Annotated in this window: 18 protein-coding genes; 6 read left to right on the forward strand and 12 right to left on the reverse strand. The window is 72.3% G+C overall.

Features of this window, described 5'->3' with window-relative positions:
* Positions 1-112 precede the first annotated feature (112 nt).
* The 9 genes from AACH10_RS23605 to AACH10_RS23645 form a co-directional block, all read right to left on the reverse strand.
* Positions 113-700, reverse strand: coding sequence for a YceI family protein (locus tag AACH10_RS23605; protein WP_341413003.1), 588 nt, complete (start codon positions 698-700; stop codon positions 113-115).
* A 154-nt stretch (positions 701-854) separates the two neighbouring features.
* Positions 855-1,427 carry a YceI family protein gene (locus AACH10_RS23610; protein ID WP_341413004.1) on the reverse strand — a complete coding sequence of 191 codons (573 nt, stop codon included), beginning with the start codon at positions 1,425-1,427 and terminating at the stop codon, positions 855-857.
* A 59-nt stretch (positions 1,428-1,486) separates the two neighbouring features.
* On the reverse strand, positions 1,487-2,047 hold the full coding sequence (locus tag AACH10_RS23615) for a YceI family protein (RefSeq protein ID WP_341413005.1): 561 nt from the start codon (positions 2,045-2,047) through the stop codon (positions 1,487-1,489).
* Between the two features lie 49 nt (positions 2,048-2,096).
* Positions 2,097-2,669 (reverse strand): cytochrome b, encoded by a 573-nt coding sequence (locus AACH10_RS23620; RefSeq protein WP_341413006.1) that lies wholly within the window; start codon positions 2,667-2,669, stop codon positions 2,097-2,099.
* A 100-nt stretch (positions 2,670-2,769) separates the two neighbouring features.
* Entirely contained in the window at positions 2,770-3,693 is a 924-nt protein-coding gene (locus tag AACH10_RS23625) for an NUDIX hydrolase (protein WP_341413007.1), read from the reverse strand.
* A 66-nt stretch (positions 3,694-3,759) separates the two neighbouring features.
* Positions 3,760-4,821 (reverse strand): ribosome small subunit-dependent GTPase A, encoded by a 1,062-nt coding sequence (gene rsgA, locus AACH10_RS23630; protein WP_341413008.1) that lies wholly within the window; start codon positions 4,819-4,821, stop codon positions 3,760-3,762.
* 388 nt (positions 4,822-5,209) lie between these two features.
* A complete protein-coding gene (locus AACH10_RS23635) occupies positions 5,210-5,443 on the reverse strand; it encodes a hypothetical protein (protein ID WP_341413009.1) in 234 nt (77 codons plus the stop codon).
* Position 5,444: 1 nt separating this feature from the next.
* Positions 5,445-6,329, reverse strand: a complete 885-nt coding sequence (locus tag AACH10_RS23640) for a hypothetical protein (protein ID WP_341413010.1) — start codon at positions 6,327-6,329, stop codon at positions 5,445-5,447.
* Between the two features lie 60 nt (positions 6,330-6,389).
* Positions 6,390-9,992: an indolepyruvate ferredoxin oxidoreductase family protein gene (locus tag AACH10_RS23645; protein WP_341413011.1), complete on the reverse strand. Its 3,603-nt coding sequence runs from the start codon at positions 9,990-9,992 to the stop codon at positions 6,390-6,392.
* Positions 9,993-10,126: 134 nt separating this feature from the next.
* On the opposite strand from AACH10_RS23645, the gene AACH10_RS23650 reads away from it, so the two are divergent.
* The 3 genes from AACH10_RS23650 (at position 10,127) to AACH10_RS23660 (ending at position 13,561) form a co-directional block, all read left to right on the forward strand.
* Positions 10,127-10,711: an Lrp/AsnC family transcriptional regulator gene (locus AACH10_RS23650; RefSeq protein ID WP_423228652.1), complete on the forward strand. Its 585-nt coding sequence runs from the start codon at positions 10,127-10,129 to the stop codon at positions 10,709-10,711.
* 18 nt (positions 10,712-10,729) lie between these two features.
* Complete coding sequence (locus tag AACH10_RS23655; protein ID WP_341413013.1) at positions 10,730-12,358, forward strand: bifunctional aminoglycoside phosphotransferase/ATP-binding protein; 1,629 nt, start codon at positions 10,730-10,732, stop codon at positions 12,356-12,358.
* Between the two features lie 102 nt (positions 12,359-12,460).
* A complete protein-coding gene (locus tag AACH10_RS23660; protein WP_341413014.1) occupies positions 12,461-13,561 on the forward strand; it encodes a diguanylate cyclase in 1,101 nt (366 codons plus the stop codon).
* A 6-nt stretch (positions 13,562-13,567) separates the two neighbouring features.
* On the opposite strand, the gene AACH10_RS23665 is transcribed toward AACH10_RS23660, so the two are convergent.
* The 3 genes from AACH10_RS23665 to AACH10_RS23675 form a co-directional block, all read right to left on the reverse strand.
* A complete protein-coding gene (locus AACH10_RS23665; RefSeq protein WP_341413015.1) occupies positions 13,568-15,061 on the reverse strand; it encodes a M81 family metallopeptidase in 1,494 nt (497 codons plus the stop codon).
* A gap of 37 nt (positions 15,062-15,098) precedes the next feature.
* Positions 15,099-16,337, reverse strand: a complete 1,239-nt coding sequence (gene mltA, locus AACH10_RS23670) for a murein transglycosylase A (RefSeq protein ID WP_341413016.1) — start codon at positions 16,335-16,337, stop codon at positions 15,099-15,101.
* A gap of 144 nt (positions 16,338-16,481) precedes the next feature.
* On the reverse strand, positions 16,482-17,219 hold the full coding sequence (locus AACH10_RS23675) for a helix-turn-helix domain-containing protein (RefSeq protein WP_341413017.1): 738 nt from the start codon (positions 17,217-17,219) through the stop codon (positions 16,482-16,484).
* Positions 17,220-17,360: 141 nt separating this feature from the next.
* Here AACH10_RS23675 and AACH10_RS23680 point away from each other — a divergent pair, with 141 nt between their 5' ends.
* Genes AACH10_RS23680 through AACH10_RS23690 form a run of 3 tightly spaced genes read left to right on the forward strand, consistent with a single transcriptional unit; the run spans position 17,361 to position 20,501 of the window.
* Entirely contained in the window at positions 17,361-17,768 is a 408-nt protein-coding gene (locus AACH10_RS23680; RefSeq protein WP_341413018.1) for a hypothetical protein, read from the forward strand.
* Complete coding sequence (locus AACH10_RS23685; RefSeq protein WP_341413019.1) at positions 17,765-18,568, forward strand: DUF2145 domain-containing protein; 804 nt, start codon at positions 17,765-17,767, stop codon at positions 18,566-18,568. The genes AACH10_RS23680 and AACH10_RS23685 overlap by 4 nt, the downstream gene beginning before the upstream one ends.
* A 34-nt stretch (positions 18,569-18,602) precedes the next feature.
* Positions 18,603-20,501 carry an MFS transporter gene (locus AACH10_RS23690; RefSeq protein WP_341413020.1) on the forward strand — a complete coding sequence of 633 codons (1,899 nt, stop codon included), beginning with the start codon at positions 18,603-18,605 and terminating at the stop codon, positions 20,499-20,501.
* The last annotated feature ends 19 nt before the right edge of the window (positions 20,502-20,520 follow it).

A 20,520-nucleotide genomic window follows, 5' to 3' on the forward strand; every position in this document is an offset into this window, starting at 1 on the left:
CAGGCCGCCGGTGGCGCGATTGCGACGCGCCGGCACTTTCGCCGACGGAGTGCAGCGATCGGCGACGGGCGGGCGGCGCGGGGCGCCGCGCACGGCGCCTGCCGTTCCGTGCTCAGTTTGCCGACTGGCGCACCGCCTCCACCTGCACGCGCAGGCGCACCCGGTCGGCCACGAAGGGCAGGCCGTAGGTGATGCCCCAGGCGCTGCGCTCGATCTCGGCCGTGAAGTCGCCGCCGCACACCTCGCGGCGCAGCAGCGGGTGCGTGTAGCAGCGGAAGCGCTCGGCCACCAGCGTCAGCGGCCGGCCCTGGCCGCGCAGCGTGAACTCGCCGCGCACCGCGCGCACGGCGCCGCCGTCATCGATGTCGAAGCCCTGGGCCACGAAGAAGGCCTGCGGGTGGCCGTCGGCATCCAGCAGGTCGGGGCCACGCAGCCGGGCATCGAGCACCGGCAGGCCGCTGCTGACCTGGGCCACGTCCACCACCACCTGCACACGGCCGCGCCGGGCGCTGCGGTCCAGTTCCACCTCACCCTGCAGCGGGCCGAAGCGCCCGCGCAGCGTGGCGGTGTCGAAGTGCAGCACCTCGAAGTGCACGAAGCTGTGGGTGGGGTCGAGCTGGTAGCTGACCGGCTCGGCGCGGGCGGCGTGGCCTGCAGCCAGCGCCAAGACGAAGGGCAGACAGCGCATGGACAGATTCATGCGCTGCATGCTGGCAGAAAACGACAAAGCCCCGCCGAGGCGGGGCTTGCAGCGGGTGCCGAGGGCCAGCGGGCCGAGCGCGCGGCCGCTCCGGAGCCGGCCCGCGACCCGCCCGGCGGGTGGCGCCGCGTACCCGCGGCGCCGGGTGCCCCATTTATTGCTTGACGGCTTCGACCTGGATCACGACCTTCACGGCGTCCGAGAAGCCGTAGTTCAGGCCCCAGGTCATGCCGTACTGGCTGCGCACGATGCTGGTCTCGAAGTCGCCGCCGCACACTTCACGCTTGAGCATCGGGCTCTCGTAGCAGGCGAAGTTGGTGGCCTTCAGCGTCACCGGGTTGGTCTTGCCCAGCAGCGTCAGCGTGCCGCTGACCTCGGCCACCTTGTCGCCGTTGAAGGTGAACTTGTCGCCGACGAACTTGGCGGTGGGGAATTCAGCGGCGTTGAAGAAGTCCTTGCTGGCCAGGTGCTTGTCGAAGGCGGCAGTGCCGCTGTTGATCGAGCCGGTTTCCAGCGTGATCTCGACCTTGCCGCTCTTGCCGGCCTTGTCCAGCGTCACGGTGCCGGTCTTCTTGTCGAAGCGGCCGCGGTTGGTGCTGGCGCCGAAGTGCGAGATCTCGAACGTGGCGAAGGTGTGCGTCGGGTCGATCGCGTAGGTGGCGGTCTGGGCCTGGGCGCCCAGGGCAACGGTGGCCAGCGCGGCGGCGGCGAGGGTGGTGCGGATCATCGTGGGCTTCCTCTGGAGTGAACGGGTTGGAAAGGGAGAGAGAACTGCGATCTGCGGGCTCACAGCGGGCCGAGGCCGGTGAGCGCGAGCTTGAACTTGACCTGCACCTCGTCGGCCACCATCGAGGTGTCGGCCCATTCGCCTTCGCCGATCTTGAATTCGAGGCGCTTGATCGCGAAGGCACCGCTGGCGGTGCTGACCGGGCCGGCCTGGGTGATGGTGACCGGCACGGTGACGTCGCGCGTGCTGCCCTTGATGGCCAGCTTGCCGGCCACCTCGAACTTGCCGGCGCCCAGCGGCTTGATGGCCGTGCTGGTGAACGTGGCCTGCGGGAACTTGGGCACGTTGAACCAGGCGGCCTTGACCACCTCGGCATCGGTCTCGGCGGCGCCGAAGCTGGCCGAGCCGGTCTCGATCGTGAAGCTCACCTTGCCGGCGGCGGCCTTCTTGGGGTCGAAGGCGATCTGTGCCGACCACTTCTTGAACTTGCCCTCGACGGGCACGCCCATCTGCTTGCTGACGAAGCCGATCTCGCTCTTGGCGGCATCGACCTGCTGGGCCTGGCTGGCAAGGCTGGCCGACAGGGCCAGGGCGGCGGTGAACGCGGGCAGGAAACGCATCAGGGTCTCGGGTAGAAGGACGGAGGGGGTGCGCGAGGCGGGCGTGGGATCAGCCACGGCCGCCAGAGGTTCCGCCGAAGCGCATGCGGTCGATCAGACCGTCGCGGTCGACGAAGTGGTGCTTTAGTGCGCCGGCCACGTGCAGTGCCACCAGCAGGGCCATCAGCCAGGCGGTGCGCTCATGCCAGGGCTTGATGGCCTCGGCCAGCGCCTTGTCCACCGGCACGAAGTCGGGCAGCGGCAGCACGCCGAACCACACGATGGGGTAGCCCGCGGCCGAGCTGTAGGCCCAGCCCACCAGCGGCACGGCGAAGAACAGAAAGTACAGGCCGATGTGCGTGGCGTGCGCGACGGTGGCCTGCCAGCCGGGCATCGGCACATCGGCCGGCGGGCGGTGCGTCAGGCGCCACAGCAGGCGCAGCGCCGACAGCGCCAGGATCGTCACGCCGGCCCACTTGTGCCAGTTGTAGAGCTTGAGCCGCGTGGGCGAGACCGGCAGCTCGTGCATGTACAGGCCCACGCCGAAGGCCCCCACGATGCCCAGCGCCAGCAGCCAGTGCAAGGCGATGGCCACGCCGGTGTAGCGGGCGGGGGAGGTCGGCAGGGATGTGGCGGTCGTCATGGGCGGCAGTGTCACCGCCGCCCCGGCGCCCCGGTTTCAGGCCCCTTGACCCGCCGATTCAGATTGATTGAACGCAAGGCCGGCGCAGATGCGGCCGGATTCAACGTGCCAGCGAGGCCGGGCCATGGGCCAGGCTGTCCAGCAGGGCGGCGCAGCGGGCGGCATCGGCGCCGGCCAGCAGGCCGTGGCGCAGCGCGAAGTCCAGCGTGGCCAGCGTGGCATCGGTGGTCATCTCGCCGGCGGCGGCGCGGGCCAGGGCCTCGTCCACCGGCCAGCAGTGCAGGGCCTGCACCTCGCCGTCCTGGTTGCACGGCTGCAGCCCCGGCGGCAGGGCCAGGTCGTACACGCTCAGCCATTCGAGCTGGAAGCCCTCGGGGATGTCGCGGCCCAGGCGCAGGATGCTGCCCGGGCGGATGCCGGCCATCTGCGCGGGCGTCAGGCCGGCTTCCTCCCAGCCCTCACGGATCACGGTGTCGGCCGGCGTCTGGCCATGCGGCACGCCGCCGCCCACCAGGTTGTCCAGCAGGCCGGGATCGGTGGGCTTGGTGTCGCTGCGTCGGGCGATCCACAGGTGCGTGGGCCGGCCGTTGGCCTCGCCGGTGTCGGTCACGTAGCCGTTGCAGTGCGCGCCAAACGTGGCCGTGCCCCAGAAGCGCGAGGCCGCGCGCTCGAAGGTGGCCAGCAGGTCGGCCTGCGGGTCGGGCGAGCGGCCATCGGCCGGCAGCGCCAGCACCGGGTAGGTCTCGTCGCGCCAGGCCACGATCAGGCCCTGCGCATGCAGCGCGGCGTTGGCCTCGGCGAAGAAGGCCTGGCGCCCGGCCGGCGCCACGGCCAGCGTCACCGCATCGCCCGTCACGCGCAGTGCCTGCGGCCAGGCGGCCAGCGCGTCGAGGTGCGCCACCGCCACCGAGCCGGCGGTGCGCGGCCGGCCAAGGTCGTCGAGCATGTCGAAACGCAGGCGCGGCACCACGCGGTGCTGCGCGGCAGCGAGGGCGGGCCAGGGCAGGGGGGCGGACAGCGGCATGGCGTGGGCTCGGGCAAGGTGGACGCGGTGCGGGCCACCATTGTGGGCGCGGCCACGGCCACCGGCTCAGCGCCGCTTCTCCCGCGCCCGCTGGTGGCCGGCCTTGCCGATCGCCTTCCACTTGCTGCGCAGCGCGATGCGCTGCAGCGGCGTCATCTCGCCACGCTGGGCATCGCGCAGCAGCTTGCGGTAGTTGTCGAGCCGGTCGGCGTCGACCCGCGCCTGCACCGCGCAGCCGGGCTCGCCGTCGTGCCGGCAGTCGCGGAAGCGGCATTGCCCCGCCAGCGCCTGCACGTCGTCGAAGCTGGCCGCCAGCGTTTCGGCGTCCGCATCGGGCCGGAAGGTGCGCAGGCCCGGCGTGTCGATGATGCAGGCGCCCTGCGCGCAGCGGTGCAGCGTGCGTGCGGTGGTGGTGTGGCGGCCGCGGCCATCGCTGCTGCGCACGCCGCCGGTGCGCTGCCCGGCATCGGCCAGCGTGTTGATCAGCGTCGACTTGCCCACGCCCGACGAGCCCAGCAGCACCAGGGTCTGCCCCTCGTGCAGCCAGGGCGCGAGGGCCTGGCCGGCCTGGGCCGACAGGCCGTTGACCGGCAGCAGCGGCACATGGGCCGGCAGGCGGCGCTGCATCTCGTCCACCCGCTGCAGCGCCTGCGGCGCGATGTCGAGCTTGGTCAGCACCACCACCGGTGCCACGGCGCTGGCATGCACCATCGCGATGGTGCGCTCCATGCGGCGGGCGTTGAAGTCGGCGTCCAGGCCCATCACCAGCAGGGCCGTGTCCACATTGCTGGCCAGCGGCTGGCGGCGCCCGTCGTTGGCGCGGCGGGCGATCTGCGTGACCGGTGCGAGGCACTCGATCACCCAGGTGGCGCCATGGGCGTCATGCTGCAGGCCGACCCAGTCGCCGATGGTCAGCGGCCGGGCGTCGGCCAGCAGCCGCTGCAGCAGGCGGGGCTGCACGCGGGCCGCGTGTTCGGTGTGGCCGTCGTGCACGGTGACGCTGTCGCGCTGCACCTCGGTCACACGGGCGAGTTGGGTGCCGGGGGGCACGTCGCATGCCGTGGCGTGTTGAAGGATGGCGGGCGTCAGGCCGAGGGGGCGCAGCGCCGCGAAATCGAAGTCGATCATGGGTGTCTGTGGAGGCTGGCTGGGGTCCGCGCAGCGGCGGACACGCTCGCACGCAGGGGCGTGCGAGAACGCAGGCAGAACGGCCGGCCGCGGCTGGCGCGGCGATCAACAGGCACCCGGCATGCCGCGGGCCCGACGCGCGGTCGGGCTCAGCAGCGGTGCGGGATTCAGGGGCGCCGCCGGAAGGGCTTCCGGGGGCTCAGACCTGGGCGCGTGGCGCTCGCAGGACGCTCAGGCAGCCGGCACGAGGAAGGCGGCAAGATCAATCGGTGCCATGGTCGTCTCCTTCGCGGCTGGGTGGATGGGAACTGAGAGTCTGCACGCCCGGCCAGGCAGCGTCAACCGGCGCTGTGGCGGGCACGCGTGCCGTGTCGCGCGGACAGGACGCTCACTTCGGCGGCTTGCCGGTGCGCAATGCACGCAGCCGGGCCTCGAGCTCGGCCGCCAGCTGGCGCATGGCGCCCGCGTCATCGGCCACGGCCGCAGCGCGGCCGCGGGCTGCCTTGGGGGCCGGTGTCGGCGGCATCCTCTGCAGCAGGTCTTCCAGCCGCAGCACGGGGTCGATCCGCGTGTTCTGGCCCGGCGTCACCCGGACGCTGATGTTCTTGCCGCTCTTGGCCATGCTAGCTCACCTTCATTTCCGGCACGGCGATGCGCTCGATGCCGATCTGCGACAGGCTCAGGTCCAGCAGCTCGAAGGGCAGCTCGACGTTCTTCAGCGACACCTCGGCCACCGAGGCCGAGGCCTGGATGCCGTCGAGCCGCAACTCGTCGACGTCGAAGCGCGCCGTCGTCGTGACGGTGAGCTGGGCCCGGAGCACGCCGACATCGGCCTCGGGCAGCGGCGTGACCAGCGGCTCGGAGGTGCTGCCGAACTTCTGGCAGGTCACGCTGGGCACCTGGACCTGCGGGAACGCCAGGCCGGGCACGGTGAGCTTGGCCAGCGGCACGCTGCCGCCCGACACACGGGCGATGCTGACCTTGTCCAGCGACGCGCTGTCCACGGTGGCGCCCTGGACGCTGGCACCGACCAGTCCCAGGCCGTCGAGCTGGAAGCCCTGGGTCGGCGTCACCAGGCCTTGCGCCTTCACGCGTTCGGCCAGCACGGCCCCCAGCTTCAGCTTCTTCAGCGCACCGACGACGACCTCCAGATCGGCGACCGAGAAGTCCGCCATGTCCAGCTTCAGGTCGGCCAGCCCGGGCAGGTCCACATGGCCCAGGCCGACGCCGAGCTCCAGCTTGCCCAGGTCCATGGTGCCTGACTGCGTCAGATCGATCTGGCCCAGCGAACCGGCGTCGATCACCAGGCCAGCCGTCCACTTGAGCGAGAACGTGAGCGTGAGTGCGACGCGCACATTGCGCAGCTGCGCGGCGCCCATGCGGGCGCGCAACTGGGTGCCGCGCAGGCTGAGTTTGCCGATGCGCGCCGGCCCCAGCTTCACCTGGCCGACGTCGACCTGCTGCACGGCGGCGTTGCCGATCGTGGTGTCAGGGAGCGTGATCTTCATGCCGCCACCGTAGCGCCGGCATCACCGCCCCCGCTTGCGCCAGCGCAAGCCCCGTCGCGCTCAGGCCGCCCGGCTGCCGGTGCTACCGGTGCCCTCGCCGCGCCAGCGCGCCATCAGCGCCGCCCACTTGGCGCGCGCGGCCACCAGGTGCCGGTGCTTGACATGGCCGTAGCCGCGGATGTCCTCGGGGATTCGGGCGATGTCGACGGCCAGCGGCAGGCGGCCGGCGTCCAGCGTGCGCAGCAGCTCTTCCACGGTGTCGCGGTACTCGCCGATCAGCGCGCGCTCGGTGCGGCGCTCCTCGGTCTTGCCGAAGACGTCGAGCGCGGTGCCGCGCAGGCCCTTCATCTTCGCCAGCCAGCCGAAGGCGCTGCGCATCCAGGGGCCATAGGCCTGCTTGACCATCTCGCCCCGGTCGTTGGTCTTGGCCAGCAGCGGCGGGGCCAGGTGGTGCACCAGCTTGTAGTCGCCCTCGAACTGCGCGGCGATCTTGGCGGTGAAGGCCGGGTCGGTGTGCAGGCGCGCCACCTCGTACTCGTCCTTGTAGGCCATCAGCTTGAACAGGTACCGGGCCACGGCCTCGGCCAGGCGGGTGCTGGCCGGGGCCACGGCGGCCTCGGCGCTGCGCACGCGCTCGACGAAGGCCGCGTACTGCTGCGCATAGGCGGCGTTCTGGTAGCCGGTGAGGTACTCGACGCGGCGCGCCACGATGTCCTCCAGCTTCGGTCGCTTGACCAGTTGGATCACCTGGGCGGCGGTGGCCGCGGCGGCGCCGCTGGCCTGGGCCACCAGCGCCTGCACGGCGGTCAGGTCATGGGCGCAGCGGCGGCCCCACTCGAAGGCCGCCTTGTTGTTGTCGACCTGGGTGCCGTTCAGCTCGATGGCGCGCATCAGCGCCGCATGACCCAGCGGCACGCGGCCCTGCTGCCACGCATAGCCCAGCAGCAGCGGGTTGGTGTAGATGCTGTCGCCCAGCAGCTGCACGGCCACCTGCTCGGCGTCGAAGGCGCCCAGGCCGGCACGGCCCACGGCACCGGCCAGCGCGCTTTCGCAATGGCCCTCGGGGTGCTGCCAGTCGGGGTTCTTCACGAAGGCGGCGGTGGGCGTGGCGTGGGTGTTCAGCGCCACATAGGTCTTGTCTTCGCGCATCAGCGCCAGCGTGCCCTTGCCGGCGGCCACGATGGCATCGCAGGCGATCACCAGGTCGGCCTTGGCGGTGTCGACCTTGGTGGTGAAGATGGCCTCGGGCCGGCGCGCGATCTGGATGTGGCTCCAGGTGGCGCCGCCCTTCTGCGCCAGGCCGGCCGAGTCCTGCGTGATCACGCCCTGGCCTTCCAGGTGCGCGGCCATGCCCAGCAGCTGGCCGATGGTGATGACGCCGGTGCCGCCCACGCCAGCCACCACGATGCCCCAGGCCGCCTCGGCGATGGGCACCACCGGCTGCGGGATGGCCGGCAGCGTGGCGGGGTCGATGCGGCCCTGCTTCTTCGGCTTCTTCAGCTGCCCGCCTTCCACGGTGACGAAGCTGGGGCAGAAGCCCTTGGTGCAGCTGAAGTCCTTGTTGCAGGTGCTCTGGTTGATGCGGCGCTTGCGGCCGAACTCGGTCTCCACCGGCTCCACGGAGAGGCAGTTGCTCTGCACCGAGCAGTCGCCGCAGCCCTCGCACACCAGCTCGTTGATGACCACGCGCTGGGCCGGGTCGACCATCGTGCCGCGCTTGCGGCGGCGGCGCTTCTCGGTGGCGCAGGTCTGGTCGTAGATGATGGCGGTGACGCCGGGGATCTCGCGGAACGCGCGCTGCAGGCGGTCGAGCTCGTCGCGGTGGTGCACGGTGACGCCGGCCTCCAGGGTCACGCCCTGGTACTTGGCCGGGTCGTCGCTGACGATCACCAGCTTGGCCACGCCCTCGGCCACCAGGCTCTTCATGATCTGCAGCACGCTGTGGCCTTCGGGGCGTTCACCCACGCGCTGGCCGCCGGTCATGGCCACGGCGTCGTTGTAGAGCAACTTGTAGGTGATGTTCACGCCCGCGGCGATGCTCTGCCGGATGGCCAGGATGCCGCTGTGGAAGTAGGTGCCGTCGCCCAGGTTGGCGAACAGGTGGCCCTCCTTGGTGAACGGCGCCTGGCCCACCCAGGTGACGCCCTCGCCGCCCATCTGCGTGAAGGTGGCGGTGCTGCGGTCCATCCAGTTGGCCATGTAGTGGCAGCCGATGCCGGCCACCGCGCGGCTGCCCTCGGGCACGCGCGTGCTGGTGTTGTGCGGGCAGCCCGAGCAGAACCAGGGCAGGCGGTCGCCGCTGTCGGTCTTGAGTTCCAGCACCGCGCGCTCGCGCGCCTCCAGCACCTGCAGATGCTGGTCCATGCGGGCGACCACGTGCTCGGGCACGCCCAGCTTCTTCAGGCGCCGGGCGATGGCCTTGGCGATGATCGCCGGCGTCAGGTCGGCCTTGGCGCGCAGCAGCCAGTTGCCGCTGGGGTTGGGGCGGCTCCACTCGCCGCCGTCGTGCGTGCCGTCGGCCTCGTCGAACTTGCCCACCACGTCGGGGCGCACGTCGGGCCGCCAGCCGTACAGCTCTTCCTTGAGCTGGTACTCGATGACCTGGCGCTTTTCCTCCACCACCAGGATTTCCTTCAGCCCGGTGGCGAACTCGCGCGTGGTCTGCGCCTCCAGCGGCCACACCACGTTCACCTTGTGCAGGCGGATGCCCAGGGCACGGCAGGTGGCGTCGTCCAGGCCCAGGTCGTTCAGCGCCTGGCGGGTGTCGTTGTAGGCCTTGCCGCTGGCGATGATGCCGAAGCGGTCGTTCGGCGTGCTGATGACGTCGTGGTTCAGCCGGTTGGCGCGGATGTAGGCCAGCGCGGCGTACCACTTGGTGTCCATCAGCCGCGCTTCCTGCTCCAGCGCGGTGTCGGGCCAGCGCATGTGCACGCCGCCGGGCGGCATCGTGAAGTCTTCGGGCAGCACGATCTGCACGCGGTCGGGGTCCACCGACACGCTGGCCGCGCTCTCCACCACCTCCTGGATGGTCTTCATGCCGGCCCACACGCCGGAGAAGCGGCTCATCGCGATGGCGTGCAGGCCCATGTCGAGGATGCCCTGCACATCGGACGGGAAGAACACCGGCAGGCCGCAGGCCTTGAAGATGTGGTCGCTCTGGTGCGCGGCGGTGCTGCTCTTGGCCACATGGTCGTCACCGGCGATGGCGATCACGCCGCCGTGCCGGCTGGTGCCGGCCATGTTGGCGTGCTTGAACACGTCGCTGCAGCGGTCGACGCCCGGGCCCTTGCCGTACCAGATGCCGAACACGCCGTCGTACTTCTTCTGCTCGGGCCACAGGTCGAGCTGCTGCGTGCCCCACACGGCGGTGGCGGCCAGTTCCTCGTTGACGCCGGGCTGGAACACCACGTTGTGCTGGGCCAGGTGCTGCTTGGCCGCCCACAGCGCCTGGTCGTAGCCGCCCAGCGGGCTGCCGCGGTAGCCGCTGACGAAGCCGGCCGTGTTCAGCCCCGCGGCCGCGTCACGTTGCTGTTGCAGCATCGGCAGCCGCACCAGGGCCTGCACGCCGCTCATGAAGGCGCGGCCGCGCGCCAGCGTGTACTTGTCGTCCAGCGAGATCGATTCGAGCGCGCGGCGGACGGCGTCGGGCAGCGGGGCGTTCATGGCGTGGGCTCCGTCAATGGAAAGTCAGGCGGCAGGGGCGTGACAGTTCGGGGCAGTGTAGAAAAAGCGCGCCGTGAAGTCTTTTCTTTCGTTGCCCGATTGGCGATGATTCAGGAAACAGGATTGCCCGAAACATGCCCATAAAAGAAACAAAGTCATCGCCGGCCCGCAAGCAAGGGAAAACCCGCGCCGCACCGGTGCCGCCGCGCGACGACGCGGGCGACGAGCCGCACGGTCCCGGCCTGGACCGCTACGACATCGCCATCCTCGATGAACTGCAGCGCGATGCGCGGCTGTCCAACGCCGAGCTGGCGTCGCGCATCGGCCTGTCGGCCGCGCCCACCTGGCGGCGTGTGAAGTGGCTGGAGCAGCAGGGCTACATCACCGGCTACCGCGCCGAGATCGACCGCCGCCGCATCGGCCTGGGCGTGCTGGCCTTCGTGCGCGTGGACGCCGAGCGCAACAACGCCGACGCGACGCTGGTGCTGGAGAACGCCATCCGAGCGCTGCCCGAGGTGGTGAGCTGCCACTACATCAGCGGCGCCGGCACCTTCGAGCTGCAGGTGCTGGCCACCGACCTGGACGCCTATTCGCGCTGGGCGCATGACACGCTGTTCAAGCTGCCCAACGTGAAGGACCTGCACACCAGCTTCTCGCTGGGCGAGGTGAAGGCCGGCGCGGCCTGGCCGCTGGGGCACCTGCGGCGCCAGCGCGGCTGAAGGCTGGTGCCCCGCACGATGCGCGACCCGCAGCCCTTCGACGAGGCCGCCGCGCTGCGCGCGCACGCGGCCCGGGTGCATGCGCTCAGCCGGCCTGGCGCGGTGGCGCCCGGCGTGACGCTGGCGCCGGCCGGGCGGCCGCCGCAGCGCATCGAGACCCACCTGTCCACGCTGCTGCTGTGGCCCGAGCGCGTACTGAAGCTGAAGAAGCCGCTGTGCCGGTCCTTTGTCGACTTCTCCACCGCCGCGCTGCGCGAGGCCGCCTGCCGGCACGAACTGCGGCTGAACCGCCGCACCGCACCCCAGGACTATCTGGACGTGCTGCCGGTCGTGCAGACACCCGACGGGCCGCGCATCACCGGTGCCAGCCTGGCGAACAGTGACCCACCGCTGGACTGGGCCGTGCTGATGCGCCGCTTCGATCCGCAGCAGGGCTTCGACCACCTGGCCGCGACCGGCCGGCTGCACACCGGCCACATCGACGCGCTGGCGCAGCAGATCGCGCAGTTCCACCAGGCGCTGCCGCCGGCGCCGGCCGGCTGGGGCGACACCGAGACCACGCGCCACTGGCCGCGCGACAACCTGCGCGAGCTGGCGGCGCTGCTGCCGGCGCACGACATGGCGGCCCAGGCCGACCTGGCCCGCCTGGCGGCGTGGACCGAGGCGCGTGGCGCCGCGCTGGCACCGCTGATCGGGCAGCGCCGCGCCGCTGGCCGCGTGCGCGAGTGCCATGGCGACCTGCACCTGGGCAACGTCGTCTGGAGCGAGGACGCGCCGCTGATCTTCGACGCGCTGGAGTTCAACGAGGCGCTGCGCCAGATCGACACCGTGGGTGAGCTGGCCTTCGCGTTCATGGACCTGCACGCCCACGGCCTGCCGCGCCTGGCCTGGCGCCTGGCCAGCGCGGTGCTGGAGGCCGAGGACGACATCGCCGCGCTGCCGCTGCTGGGCTGGTGGGCGGCCTACCGCGCGGCGGTGCGCGCCAAGGTGGCGCTGCTGGCCGATGGCGGCCCCGAGGGCCAGGCCCGCGCGCGGCAGCTGCTGGCCCTGGCGCTGCGGCTGGCGGACCTGGCGCCCGCGCCGGCACCGCCGCGCCTGGTGCTGATGATGGGCCTGTCGGGCAGCGGCAAGAGCCGTGTGGCGGCGGCGCTGGCCGAAGGCCTGGGCGGCGTGCGCCTGCGCTCGGACGTCGAGCGCAAGCGCCTGTTCGGCCTGTCGCCGCAGGCGCGCGGCGGCGCGGCGCTGGGCCTGTACGCACCCGAGGCCGGGCAGCGCACCTATGCGCGCCTGCAGGCCCTGGCCGAGGCGGCGCTGGCGGCCGGCGTGCCGGTGGTGGTGGACGCCGCCAGCCTGCGCCGCGCCGAACGCGACGCGATGCGCGCGCTGGCCGCGCGCCTGGGCCGGCCGTTCACGCTGCTGCTGTGCCATGCGCCCGAGGCCGTGCTGCGCCAGCGCCTGGCCGAGCGCCAGGCCCGCGGCGACGATGCCTCGGATGCCGGCCCCGACCTGCTGGCCACGCAGGCCGGCTGGGCCGAGTGGCCCGGCGCCGACGAGGCGGCCGACACCTGGCGCCTGGACACCGCGACCGACACCGTGCCGTGGCCCCAGGCGCTCGAGGCCTGGCTGGCGCAGGCGGCGGCACCTTAGAGCGGTAACTTCGTCCGGCGCGTGGGTCCCGGCACGGCGGCTCAAGTTGCCGGCGCGCGGGCCGACAACGAGGACAGTTCAATGTCTGCGCCTGCCTCCTCCGTGTCCCTGTCCCGCCTCGTGCTGGGCGAGTCGCCGCACCAGCGCGTGCGCGCCTCGCAAACCCTGCTGGCCATCGGCATCTTCGTGCTGGGGGCCGTGGCGCAGGGCATCGGCGCGGCGGCGGGCTTCATCGATCCGGTGGCGCTGGCCTGGCTGGTGGCCTACACGCTGCTGGGCTCGCTGGGCTTCTATGCGCTGGTGCGCAGCGGCTTGAACCTGCACCTGGGCACCGACCCGTCGCTGACCCTGCCGCAGGCGCTGTTCGCGATCTCGTCGGTCAGCGCCTCGTACGCCATCGCCGGGCCGCTGCGCGGCGCGCTGCTGGCGCTGCTGCTGCTGGTCATCCTGTTCGGCATCTTCAGCCTGCGGCCGGCGCAGGCGCGGCTGCTGGCCGCGGCCGGCTTCGCGGGCCTGGCGGCCGCGGTGGCCTGGCGCACGCTGGGCCCGGGGCCGCGCTACCCGCTGCTGATGGAGGGCCTGCACCTGCTGCTGGCGGCCACCGTGCTGTCGGCCACCTCGGTGCTGGCCATCCGCCTGGGCCGCATGCGTGCGCGGCTGTCGGCGCAGAAGGCCGACCTGACCGAGGCGCTGCAGCTCAACCGCGAGCTGGCCACGCGCGACATGCTCACCGGGCTGCTGAACCGCCGCGCGATGACCGAGCTGCTGGCCCAGGTGGCGCAGCGCCCGCCGCGCAGCGCCGGGCCGCTGGTGCTGGCGCTGCTGGACATCGACCACTTCAAGCGCATCAACGACCGCCATGGCCACCAGGTGGGCGATGCGGTGCTGCAGCGCTTTGCCGACCTGGCGCGCGCCGAGCTGCGCACCAGCGATGCGCTGGCGCGCTGGGGTGGCGAGGAGTTCCTGCTGCTGCTACCCGGCACGCCGCTGGCGGCGGCCGAGACGGTGCTGGCGCGGCTGCGCGAGCGCATTGCCGGGGCCGACTTCGGCGCCATCGTGCCGGGGCTCACGGTCAGCTTTTCGGCCGGCGTGTCGCTGTGCGCGGCCGGCGAGGATGGCGACCGCGCCATCGAGCGCGCCGACCAGGCGCTCTACCGCGCCAAGCACGCGGGCCGCAACCGCGTGGAACTGGCGGCGGCCTGAGGCCGTTCAGGCCGCGTCCAGCGGATAGACCGGCCGCTGCACGCGCGAGAACGGGTACAGGCTGTAGTCGGAACTGGTCACGCCGGCACTGTCGAATTCCACCAGCGCCGCGCTGAGCGGGCCGAACACCGGCCGGCAGTACATGCGCGACTTCAGCAGCAGGAAGCGCGGGCCGGGCTGGGCCGTCACGTCCAGGCCCACACAGGTGAACACGCCCAGGTCGAAGGGCTCCTGCGTCTGCTCGGTGACGACGATCTGCGCCGCGCCGATGTCGAACAGCACCGTGCGGCCCATCTGGCAGCGCTGGCCGGTGTAGATGGGGCCGGTGACGGTGTAGCCACCGTCGGACAGGCGGCGCACCGTGCCGGTGAGCACCGGCGGCGTCTTGGTCAGACCCAGTGCCAGCATCGGCCGCTTGTTGCCCAGCGCCAGCGTGACCTGCGCGCCTTCACCCGCGGCCCACAGCGTGGCCACAGCCTCGGGGTCGCACAGCGGGCCCATGGCGATGCCGCTCAGGCCCGCGGCCAGCGCGGCCTGCAGCACGTCCATCGTGTCGCAGGTGCCGCCGCTCATCACGTTGTCGCCGTGGTCCAGCAGCAGCACCGGTCGGGCCGTATCGGCATGTTGCCCCTCGGCCAGCGCGGCGGCGCGGGCCAGCGACTGCGCCAGCGGCTCGCTGCGGTAGACGAAGCCCTCGCGCTGCGCCCAGATCTGGCCGGCCAGGGCATCGGCCGTGCGCTGCGCGCGGGCATGGCCGGCGGTGTCGTCGGTGTCGGTCACCACCACGCTGACGCAGGGTGCCGGGATGTCGGCCAGCGCGAAGCCGGCGAACACCGTGACGGCCGGCACGCCCTGGCCCTCGGCCTCGCGCGCACCGGCCACCGCGGCGGCCATCGCGCCTTCCAGCGTGGAGCTGCGCAGCGTGTGGCTCATCAGCGCCAGGCGGTGCCAGCGCACGGCGTAGCGCGCCTGGCCGTCGGCCATGGCCAGCAGCAGGCGCGCGGCGTGTTCGCCGGTTTCGTACATGTCCACGTGCGGGTAGGTCTTGAAGCCCACCATCACGTCGGCATGGCTCACCATGCGCGGCGTGATGTTGCCGTGCAGGTCCAGCGCCACGCCGATGGGCACGCCCGGCGCGGCCGCACGCAGGCGCGCCAGCAACTCGCCCTCGCCGTCGTCGAGGTGGGTGGTGACCATGGCGCCGTGCAGGTCCAGCAGCATGGCGTCGCATCCGGGGGCACAGGCCACGATGTGGTTCACCATCTGCTCGTAGGCCGCCTCGTCCACGCGGCCGCTGGGATTGGCGGTGGCGGCCACCGGCGTCACCACCGTGTCGCCGCGGCGCGCGGCGGCGTCCAGAAAGGCCGCCATCGCGGTGCGCATGCCGGTCTGGCTGCGGCGCGCGTCGTCGCCCCATTGCGGATCGAACGCGGCCAGCGGCGTGGGCACGGGCGAGAAGGTGTTGGTCTCGTGGTTCAGGCGGGCGATGAGCAGCTTCATGCCCCGCAGCGTAGCAAGGGCCAAGCCTGATCCGATGTCAGCTCGGTGGCAGCGACCCCTTCGGCCACAGCGCCCACACGCGCAGCGGCTGCTTCATGCGGCCGGCCTGCTGCTCGGCCAGCTCGCCGGCGCCCCAGAACAGGTCGATGCGCACCGCGCCGACGATCGCGCCGCCGGTGTCCTGCGCCATCACCAGGCGCTGCAGTGGCGTGGCGGCCAGCGGCTCGGTGGTGTCCAGCCACAGCGGCGTGCCGTAGGGCACGGCCTGCGGGTCCACCGCCACCGAGCGGCCGGCGGTCAGCGGCACGCCCTGGGCGCCGCGCGGGCCGGGCGGCGGGCCGGCCACGGCCTCGTCGGGCAGCGCCTCCTCGCGGAAGAACACCATGCGCGGGTTGCTCCACAGCATCTCGTTGAGCCGCGCCGGGCTGGCGCGCTCGCCCCAGGCGCGGATGGCGGGCCAGTTGGCGCCGTCGGCACGCATCTCGCCCTGCTCGATGAGCCAGCGGCCCACGGATTTGTAGGGCTGGTCGTTGTGACCGCCGAAGGCCAGGCGCACCTGCCGGCTGCGGCCGTCGGCCTCGGTGAAGCGCAGCCGGCCCGAGCCCTGGATCTGCAGGATCAGCGCGTCCAGCGGGCTGGCCACCCAGGCGATCTCCAGCCCGGCCAGCGCAGCGCGCGCGGCGGGCAGGGTGTCGAGCTGCTGGCGCGACCAGTACGGGCGGCGCGAGGCCAGGTCGGCCGGCGCGCGGTACAGCGGCACCTTGAACTGCGCCGTGGGCCGGCGGCTGGCGGCCACCAGTGGCTCGAAGTAGCCGGTGGCCAGACCCTGGGTCTCGCCGTCGTGGCTTTCCACGCGCCAGGGCTGCAGTTCACGCTGCAGGAACTCGCGCGCGAAGCCGTCGTCGGGCGGGTTGAAGGCCTGCGCCCGGGCGCACACCGCGGCCCAGGCCGCCAGCGGCCGGGCGCAGCCGGCACGCAGCGCGGGCCACAGCTCGGCCGCGCGGTCGGCCTGCCAGCCCGGCAGGGCGGCCCAGTCCACCGGCACCCAGCGGGCGCGCGCGCGCAGCCAGGGGGCTGGCTCGGCCGCCGGGCCGGAGGGGGCGACAACGGCTGGCGTGGCTGGGGTCGGGGTGGCCTGCGCCACCGGCGCCGGGCGCTCGGCGGGCGGCGTGCTGGCGCAGCCGGCCAGCACCAGCGCGGCCGCCACCAGGGCCAGCGCAGGCCCGCGCCGGGCGGGGCGTGGCAGAGCCGGTCGGGATAATGAGGCCATGCTCATGATTCTGCTGGAAGCCCTGGGCGCGCTGGCGCTGCTGCTGTTCATCGTGTGGTGGACCATGTTCTCCGGGCGCAAGAACGGCGAGCGGCGCGAGGACGACGACCGCCGCTGAGCGCCGTCGCGCGCGCCGGCGCCGGCCCGCTTCTAGGCCCGCTTCTGGAAATCGCGGAAGGCCGCGAACAGCCACGAGCGCATGCCGATCACCAGCGAGTAGGGCCGCTTCTGCGCGTCGGGCAGGCGCTGGTCGGCCAGGTGCTGTTGCGCGAAGTCCTGCGCCAGGCGTTGCAGGCGTTCGTTGAACAGCGCGGCCAGGCTGCGGCCGATCTCGCCGTGCACCAGCATCAGCAGCTCGCCCTCGCCGTCGAAGCCGCCGGCGAAATAGTCCTGCAGCGCGTGCTCGCGGAAGAAGTTCATCACCGGCCCGTGCGGCCGCCAGCGGAAGGTCTTGGCCACCTTCAGCCGGTAGCGGTTCATCGGCCGCAGCTCGACGATGCCCAGCCGGTCGAGCTGGGCCAGGGCGCGCACGATGGCGGCCTCGGTCAGGCGGTAGCTGGCCAGCATCTGCTCCACCGTCCACTGGCTCAGGCAGCAGATGGCCACCAGCAGCAGCTGGCGGTCGGCCACCACCGCGCGCTCCTGCTCCAGCGTCAGCTCGCGCAGCGGCGGCTGGGCGTCGGCCACGCCGCGGGCCAGTTCGGCGAAGTCGATCTTCAGCACGCGGCAGATCGCGTCCACGCGCGCCAGGGTCATCTCGCCACGGCTGAACATGCGCTTGACGCTGCTCTCGGCCAGCCCCAACTGGCCGGCCAGCCGCGCATAGGTCAGGCCGCTGGCCTTCAGCTGCCGCTTGAGTTCATCGACCAGCGCCTGGGTGGTGGACATCGCATCGCCCCGAAAGTATCGAATCACGATACCACTGGCGGCGTGAACGGGAACCCAGGCATGGATTGCGCTACTGGCGGGCGGTGTTGGCGCAGCATGGGGGCCATGTTCCAACCGCGATGCATCGCACCGGAGTTCACGATGAAGACCCCTTGCCTGAACCTGTTGCTGGCGGCCGTGCTGGCCGCCGCCCCGGTGGTCAGCCCGCGCGCGCAGGGCGGCGCGTCGGAGGCCAGCAGCGCGCTGTCGCTGCTGCCGGTGGCGGTGGTGGTGGCCGCCCCGTCGGCGGTGCTGTCGGGCGGCGCGGTGCTGACCGTGGTGGCAGTGACGGCCTCGGCCGAGGGCACGGTGTGGGTGCTGGAGCGCGCGTCCGACGGCGTGCGGCTGACGCTGCGCCTGGCCGGCGGCGCGCTGGTGGCCAGCGGTGCGGTGGTCACGGTCAGCGCGCTGGCCTCGGGCTGGCTGCTGTCGCAGGCCGGCCGCGCGCTGTGCTTCATCCCCAACGAGGCGGGCCGGGCCCTGCTGCACCACGAGCGGGTGTCGCGATGAGCCGCCGGTGGCCTCTGCTGACCCTGGCGCTGACCCTGCTGCTGTTGGCCGGGGCACGTACCGCCGCAGCCGGCCAGGCCTGCGACGAGACGCCGCCCGGCACCGAGGCCGTGACGCGTGGCCTGGCGCTGGCCGAATCGGTGCGCCAGCGCCTGGAGGCCAGCGGCGCCGAGGTGGTGCTGCTGGCCCGCGCCGGGCAGGACCTGTCGCGCCACGGCCTGCGCTGGTCGCACGTGGGCCTGGCCTACCGCCAGCCGGAAGACGGTTCCGGAGGCCGGGCGGTCTGGCGCGTGCTGCACAAGCTCAACCACTGCGGCACGGCCGAGTCGGCCGTCTACCGCCAGGGCCTGGGCCAGTTCTTCCTCGACCGGCCGCACCGCTACGAGGCGGCCTTCGCACCGCTGTCGCCCGCGCTGCAGGCGCAGCTGCTGCCCCGGCTGCGCGACGACGCCCAGGCGGTGCGCCTGCACGAGGTGCGCTACAGCATGGTGTCCTACGCCTGGGGCCAGCGCTACCAGCAGAGCAACCAGTGGGCGCTGGAGATGCTGGCGGCCGATGCCGCCGCCGGCACGCGCGATGCGGCCCAGGCCTGGCTGCAGCAGCGCGGCTTCGTGCCGCCGGTGATCCAGCTCGACACCTTCACGCGGTTGGGGGCGCGCCTGGCCATGGCCCATGTGGCCTTCGACGACCACCCCACCGGCGAGCGCCTGGCCGGCCGCATCGGCACGGTGACGGCGGACGCCATGTTCCGCTGGCTGCGCGACGAGGGCCTCGCGGGCGCCGTCACAGTCGTGCGATAAACAGCCCCGCCCAGACAGAGGAGGAGCACCGGCCGTGCACCAAGACCCGCAACCCAACCAGTTCGCGCTGCTGCGCCAGCGCCGCTTCGCGCCCTTCTTCTGGACGCAGTTCCTGGGCGCGGCGAATGACAACGTCTTCAAGTTCGCGTTCACGATGCTGGTCACCTACCGCGTCCACGTGGACTGGCTGCCGCCGGCCATGGCCGGGCTGGTGATCGGTGCGGTGTTCATCCTGCCCTTCCTGCTGTTCTCGGCCACCTCGGGCCAGATCGCCGACAAGTTCGACAAGGCGCGCCTGACGCGGCTGGTCAAGAGCCTGGAGCTGGCCATCATGGCGCTGGGCACGGCGGGCCTGTTCCTGAAGCTGGTGCCGGTGCTGCTGGCCTGCATCTTCCTGCTGGGCCTGCACAGCACGCTGTTCGGCCCGGTGAAGTACGCCTACCTGCCGCAGCACCTGAGCGAGCGCGAGCTCACCGGCGGCAACGGCATGATCGAGATGGGCACCTTCGTGGCCATCCTGCTGGGCAATGTGGTGGGCGGCGTGCTGATCGCCCTGCCCGACGACGCCTGGCTGCCCGCGGCCGAGGCCGTGGCGCTGACCTGCCTGGCGCTGGCGGCGCTGGGCCGGCTCACGGCCCAGTTCGTGCCGGTCACGCCCAGCACCGAGCCGGGGCTGGCGATCAACTGGAACCCGGTGTCCGAGACCTGGCACAACCTGAGGCTGGCGCACGGCAACATCGTGGTCTACCGCTCGCTGCTGGGCATCAGCTGGATGTGGTTCTTCGGCGCGGTGTTCCTGGCGCAGTTCCCGTCCTTCGCCAAGGAGGTGCTGCACGGCAACGAGCATGTGGCCTCTGCGCTGCTGGTGGTGTTCTCTCTGGGCATCGGCGTGGGCAGCCTGCTGTGCGAGACCTTCAGCCACCGCCATGTCGAGATCGGCCTGGTGCCGCTGGGGGCGATCGGCATGAGCGTGTTCGCCGGCGATCTGTACCTGGCCTCGCGCGCGCTGCCGCCGTCTGAACTGATGACGCTGGGCGCCTTCCTGACCCAGCCGGCGCACTGGCGGGTGCTGGCCGACCTGTTCGCGCTGTCGCTGTTCGCGGGCCTGTACAGCGTGCCGATGTATGCGCTGATCCAGCTGCGCTCGCCGCCCAGCCACCGCGCGCGCATCATCGCGGCCAACAACATCCTCAACGCCATCTTCATGATCGTCAGCAGCCTGCTGGTGGGCGCGCTGCTGTCGGCCGGCTTCACGGTGCCGCAGGTGTTCGGCCTCACGGCGCTGGCCAACGCGGTGGTGGGCCTGTACATCTTCCTGCTGGTGCCCGAGTACCTGCTGCGCTTCGTGGCCTTCATCCTCTCGCGCTGTGTGTACCGCTTCCGCGTGACGGGCGACGAGCACATCCCGGTCAGCGGCGCGGCGGTGATCGCCTGCAACCATGTGAGCTATGTCGATGCCGTGCTGCTGATGGCCGCCAGCCCGCGGCCGATCCGCTTCCTGATGGACCACCGCATCTTCGCGGTGCCGGTGCTGGGCTGGCTGTTCCGCCTGGCCAAGGCCATTCCCATCGCGCCGCGCAGCGAAGACCCGGCCGCCTACGAGGCCGCGCTGGCCGCGGCCGACCAGGTGCTGGCCGAGGGCGACCTGCTGGGCATCTTTCCCGAAGGCGCGATCACCCGCGACGGCCAGCTCGGCGAGTTCAAGGGCGGCGTGATGAAGATCCTGGAGCGCCGCCCGGTGCCGGTGGTGCCGGTGGCCTTGAGCAATCTGTGGGGCTCGTTCTTCTCGCGCATCGACGGCGGCCGCGCGATGGTCAGCCCGTTCCGCCGCGGCCTGTTCAGCCCGGTGGGCCTGGCGGCCGGCGCGCCGCTGGCGCCGGACGAGGTGACGTTGCCGGTGCTGCGGGCACGCGTGCAGGGACTGCTGGCCTGACAGGCTGGGGCCGGGAGGG

Source organism: Pseudaquabacterium inlustre (assembly GCF_038066595.1).
Classification (GTDB): Bacteria; Pseudomonadota; Gammaproteobacteria; order Burkholderiales; family Burkholderiaceae_C; genus Pseudaquabacterium; species Pseudaquabacterium inlustre.

Coding starts and splice junctions, on each gene's coding strand:
- AACH10_RS23605 (WP_341413003.1), bottom strand. CDS start 700: ATGAATCTGTCCATGCGCTGTCTGCCCTTCGTCTTGGCGCTGGCTGCA.
- AACH10_RS23610 (WP_341413004.1), bottom strand. CDS start 1,427: ATGATCCGCACCACCCTCGCCGCCGCCGCGCTGGCCACCGTTGCCCTG.
- AACH10_RS23615 (WP_341413005.1), bottom strand. CDS start 2,047: ATGCGTTTCCTGCCCGCGTTCACCGCCGCCCTGGCCCTGTCGGCCAGC.
- AACH10_RS23620 (WP_341413006.1), bottom strand. CDS start 2,669: ATGACGACCGCCACATCCCTGCCGACCTCCCCCGCCCGCTACACCGGC.
- AACH10_RS23625 (WP_341413007.1), bottom strand. CDS start 3,693: ATGCCGCTGTCCGCCCCCCTGCCCTGGCCCGCCCTCGCTGCCGCGCAG.
- rsgA (WP_341413008.1), bottom strand. CDS start 4,821: ATGATCGACTTCGATTTCGCGGCGCTGCGCCCCCTCGGCCTGACGCCC.
- AACH10_RS23635 (WP_341413009.1), bottom strand. CDS start 5,443: ATGGCCAAGAGCGGCAAGAACATCAGCGTCCGGGTGACGCCGGGCCAG.
- AACH10_RS23640 (WP_341413010.1), bottom strand. CDS start 6,329: ATGAAGATCACGCTCCCTGACACCACGATCGGCAACGCCGCCGTGCAG.
- AACH10_RS23645 (WP_341413011.1), bottom strand. CDS start 9,992: ATGAACGCCCCGCTGCCCGACGCCGTCCGCCGCGCGCTCGAATCGATC.
- AACH10_RS23650 (WP_423228652.1), top strand. CDS start 10,127: ATGCCCATAAAAGAAACAAAGTCATCGCCGGCCCGCAAGCAAGGGAAA.
- AACH10_RS23655 (WP_341413013.1), top strand. CDS start 10,730: ATGCGCGACCCGCAGCCCTTCGACGAGGCCGCCGCGCTGCGCGCGCAC.
- AACH10_RS23665 (WP_341413015.1), bottom strand. CDS start 15,061: ATGAAGCTGCTCATCGCCCGCCTGAACCACGAGACCAACACCTTCTCG.
- mltA (WP_341413016.1), bottom strand. CDS start 16,337: ATGAGCATGGCCTCATTATCCCGACCGGCTCTGCCACGCCCCGCCCGG.
- AACH10_RS23675 (WP_341413017.1), bottom strand. CDS start 17,219: ATGTCCACCACCCAGGCGCTGGTCGATGAACTCAAGCGGCAGCTGAAG.
- AACH10_RS23680 (WP_341413018.1), top strand. CDS start 17,361: ATGAAGACCCCTTGCCTGAACCTGTTGCTGGCGGCCGTGCTGGCCGCC.
- AACH10_RS23685 (WP_341413019.1), top strand. CDS start 17,765: ATGAGCCGCCGGTGGCCTCTGCTGACCCTGGCGCTGACCCTGCTGCTG.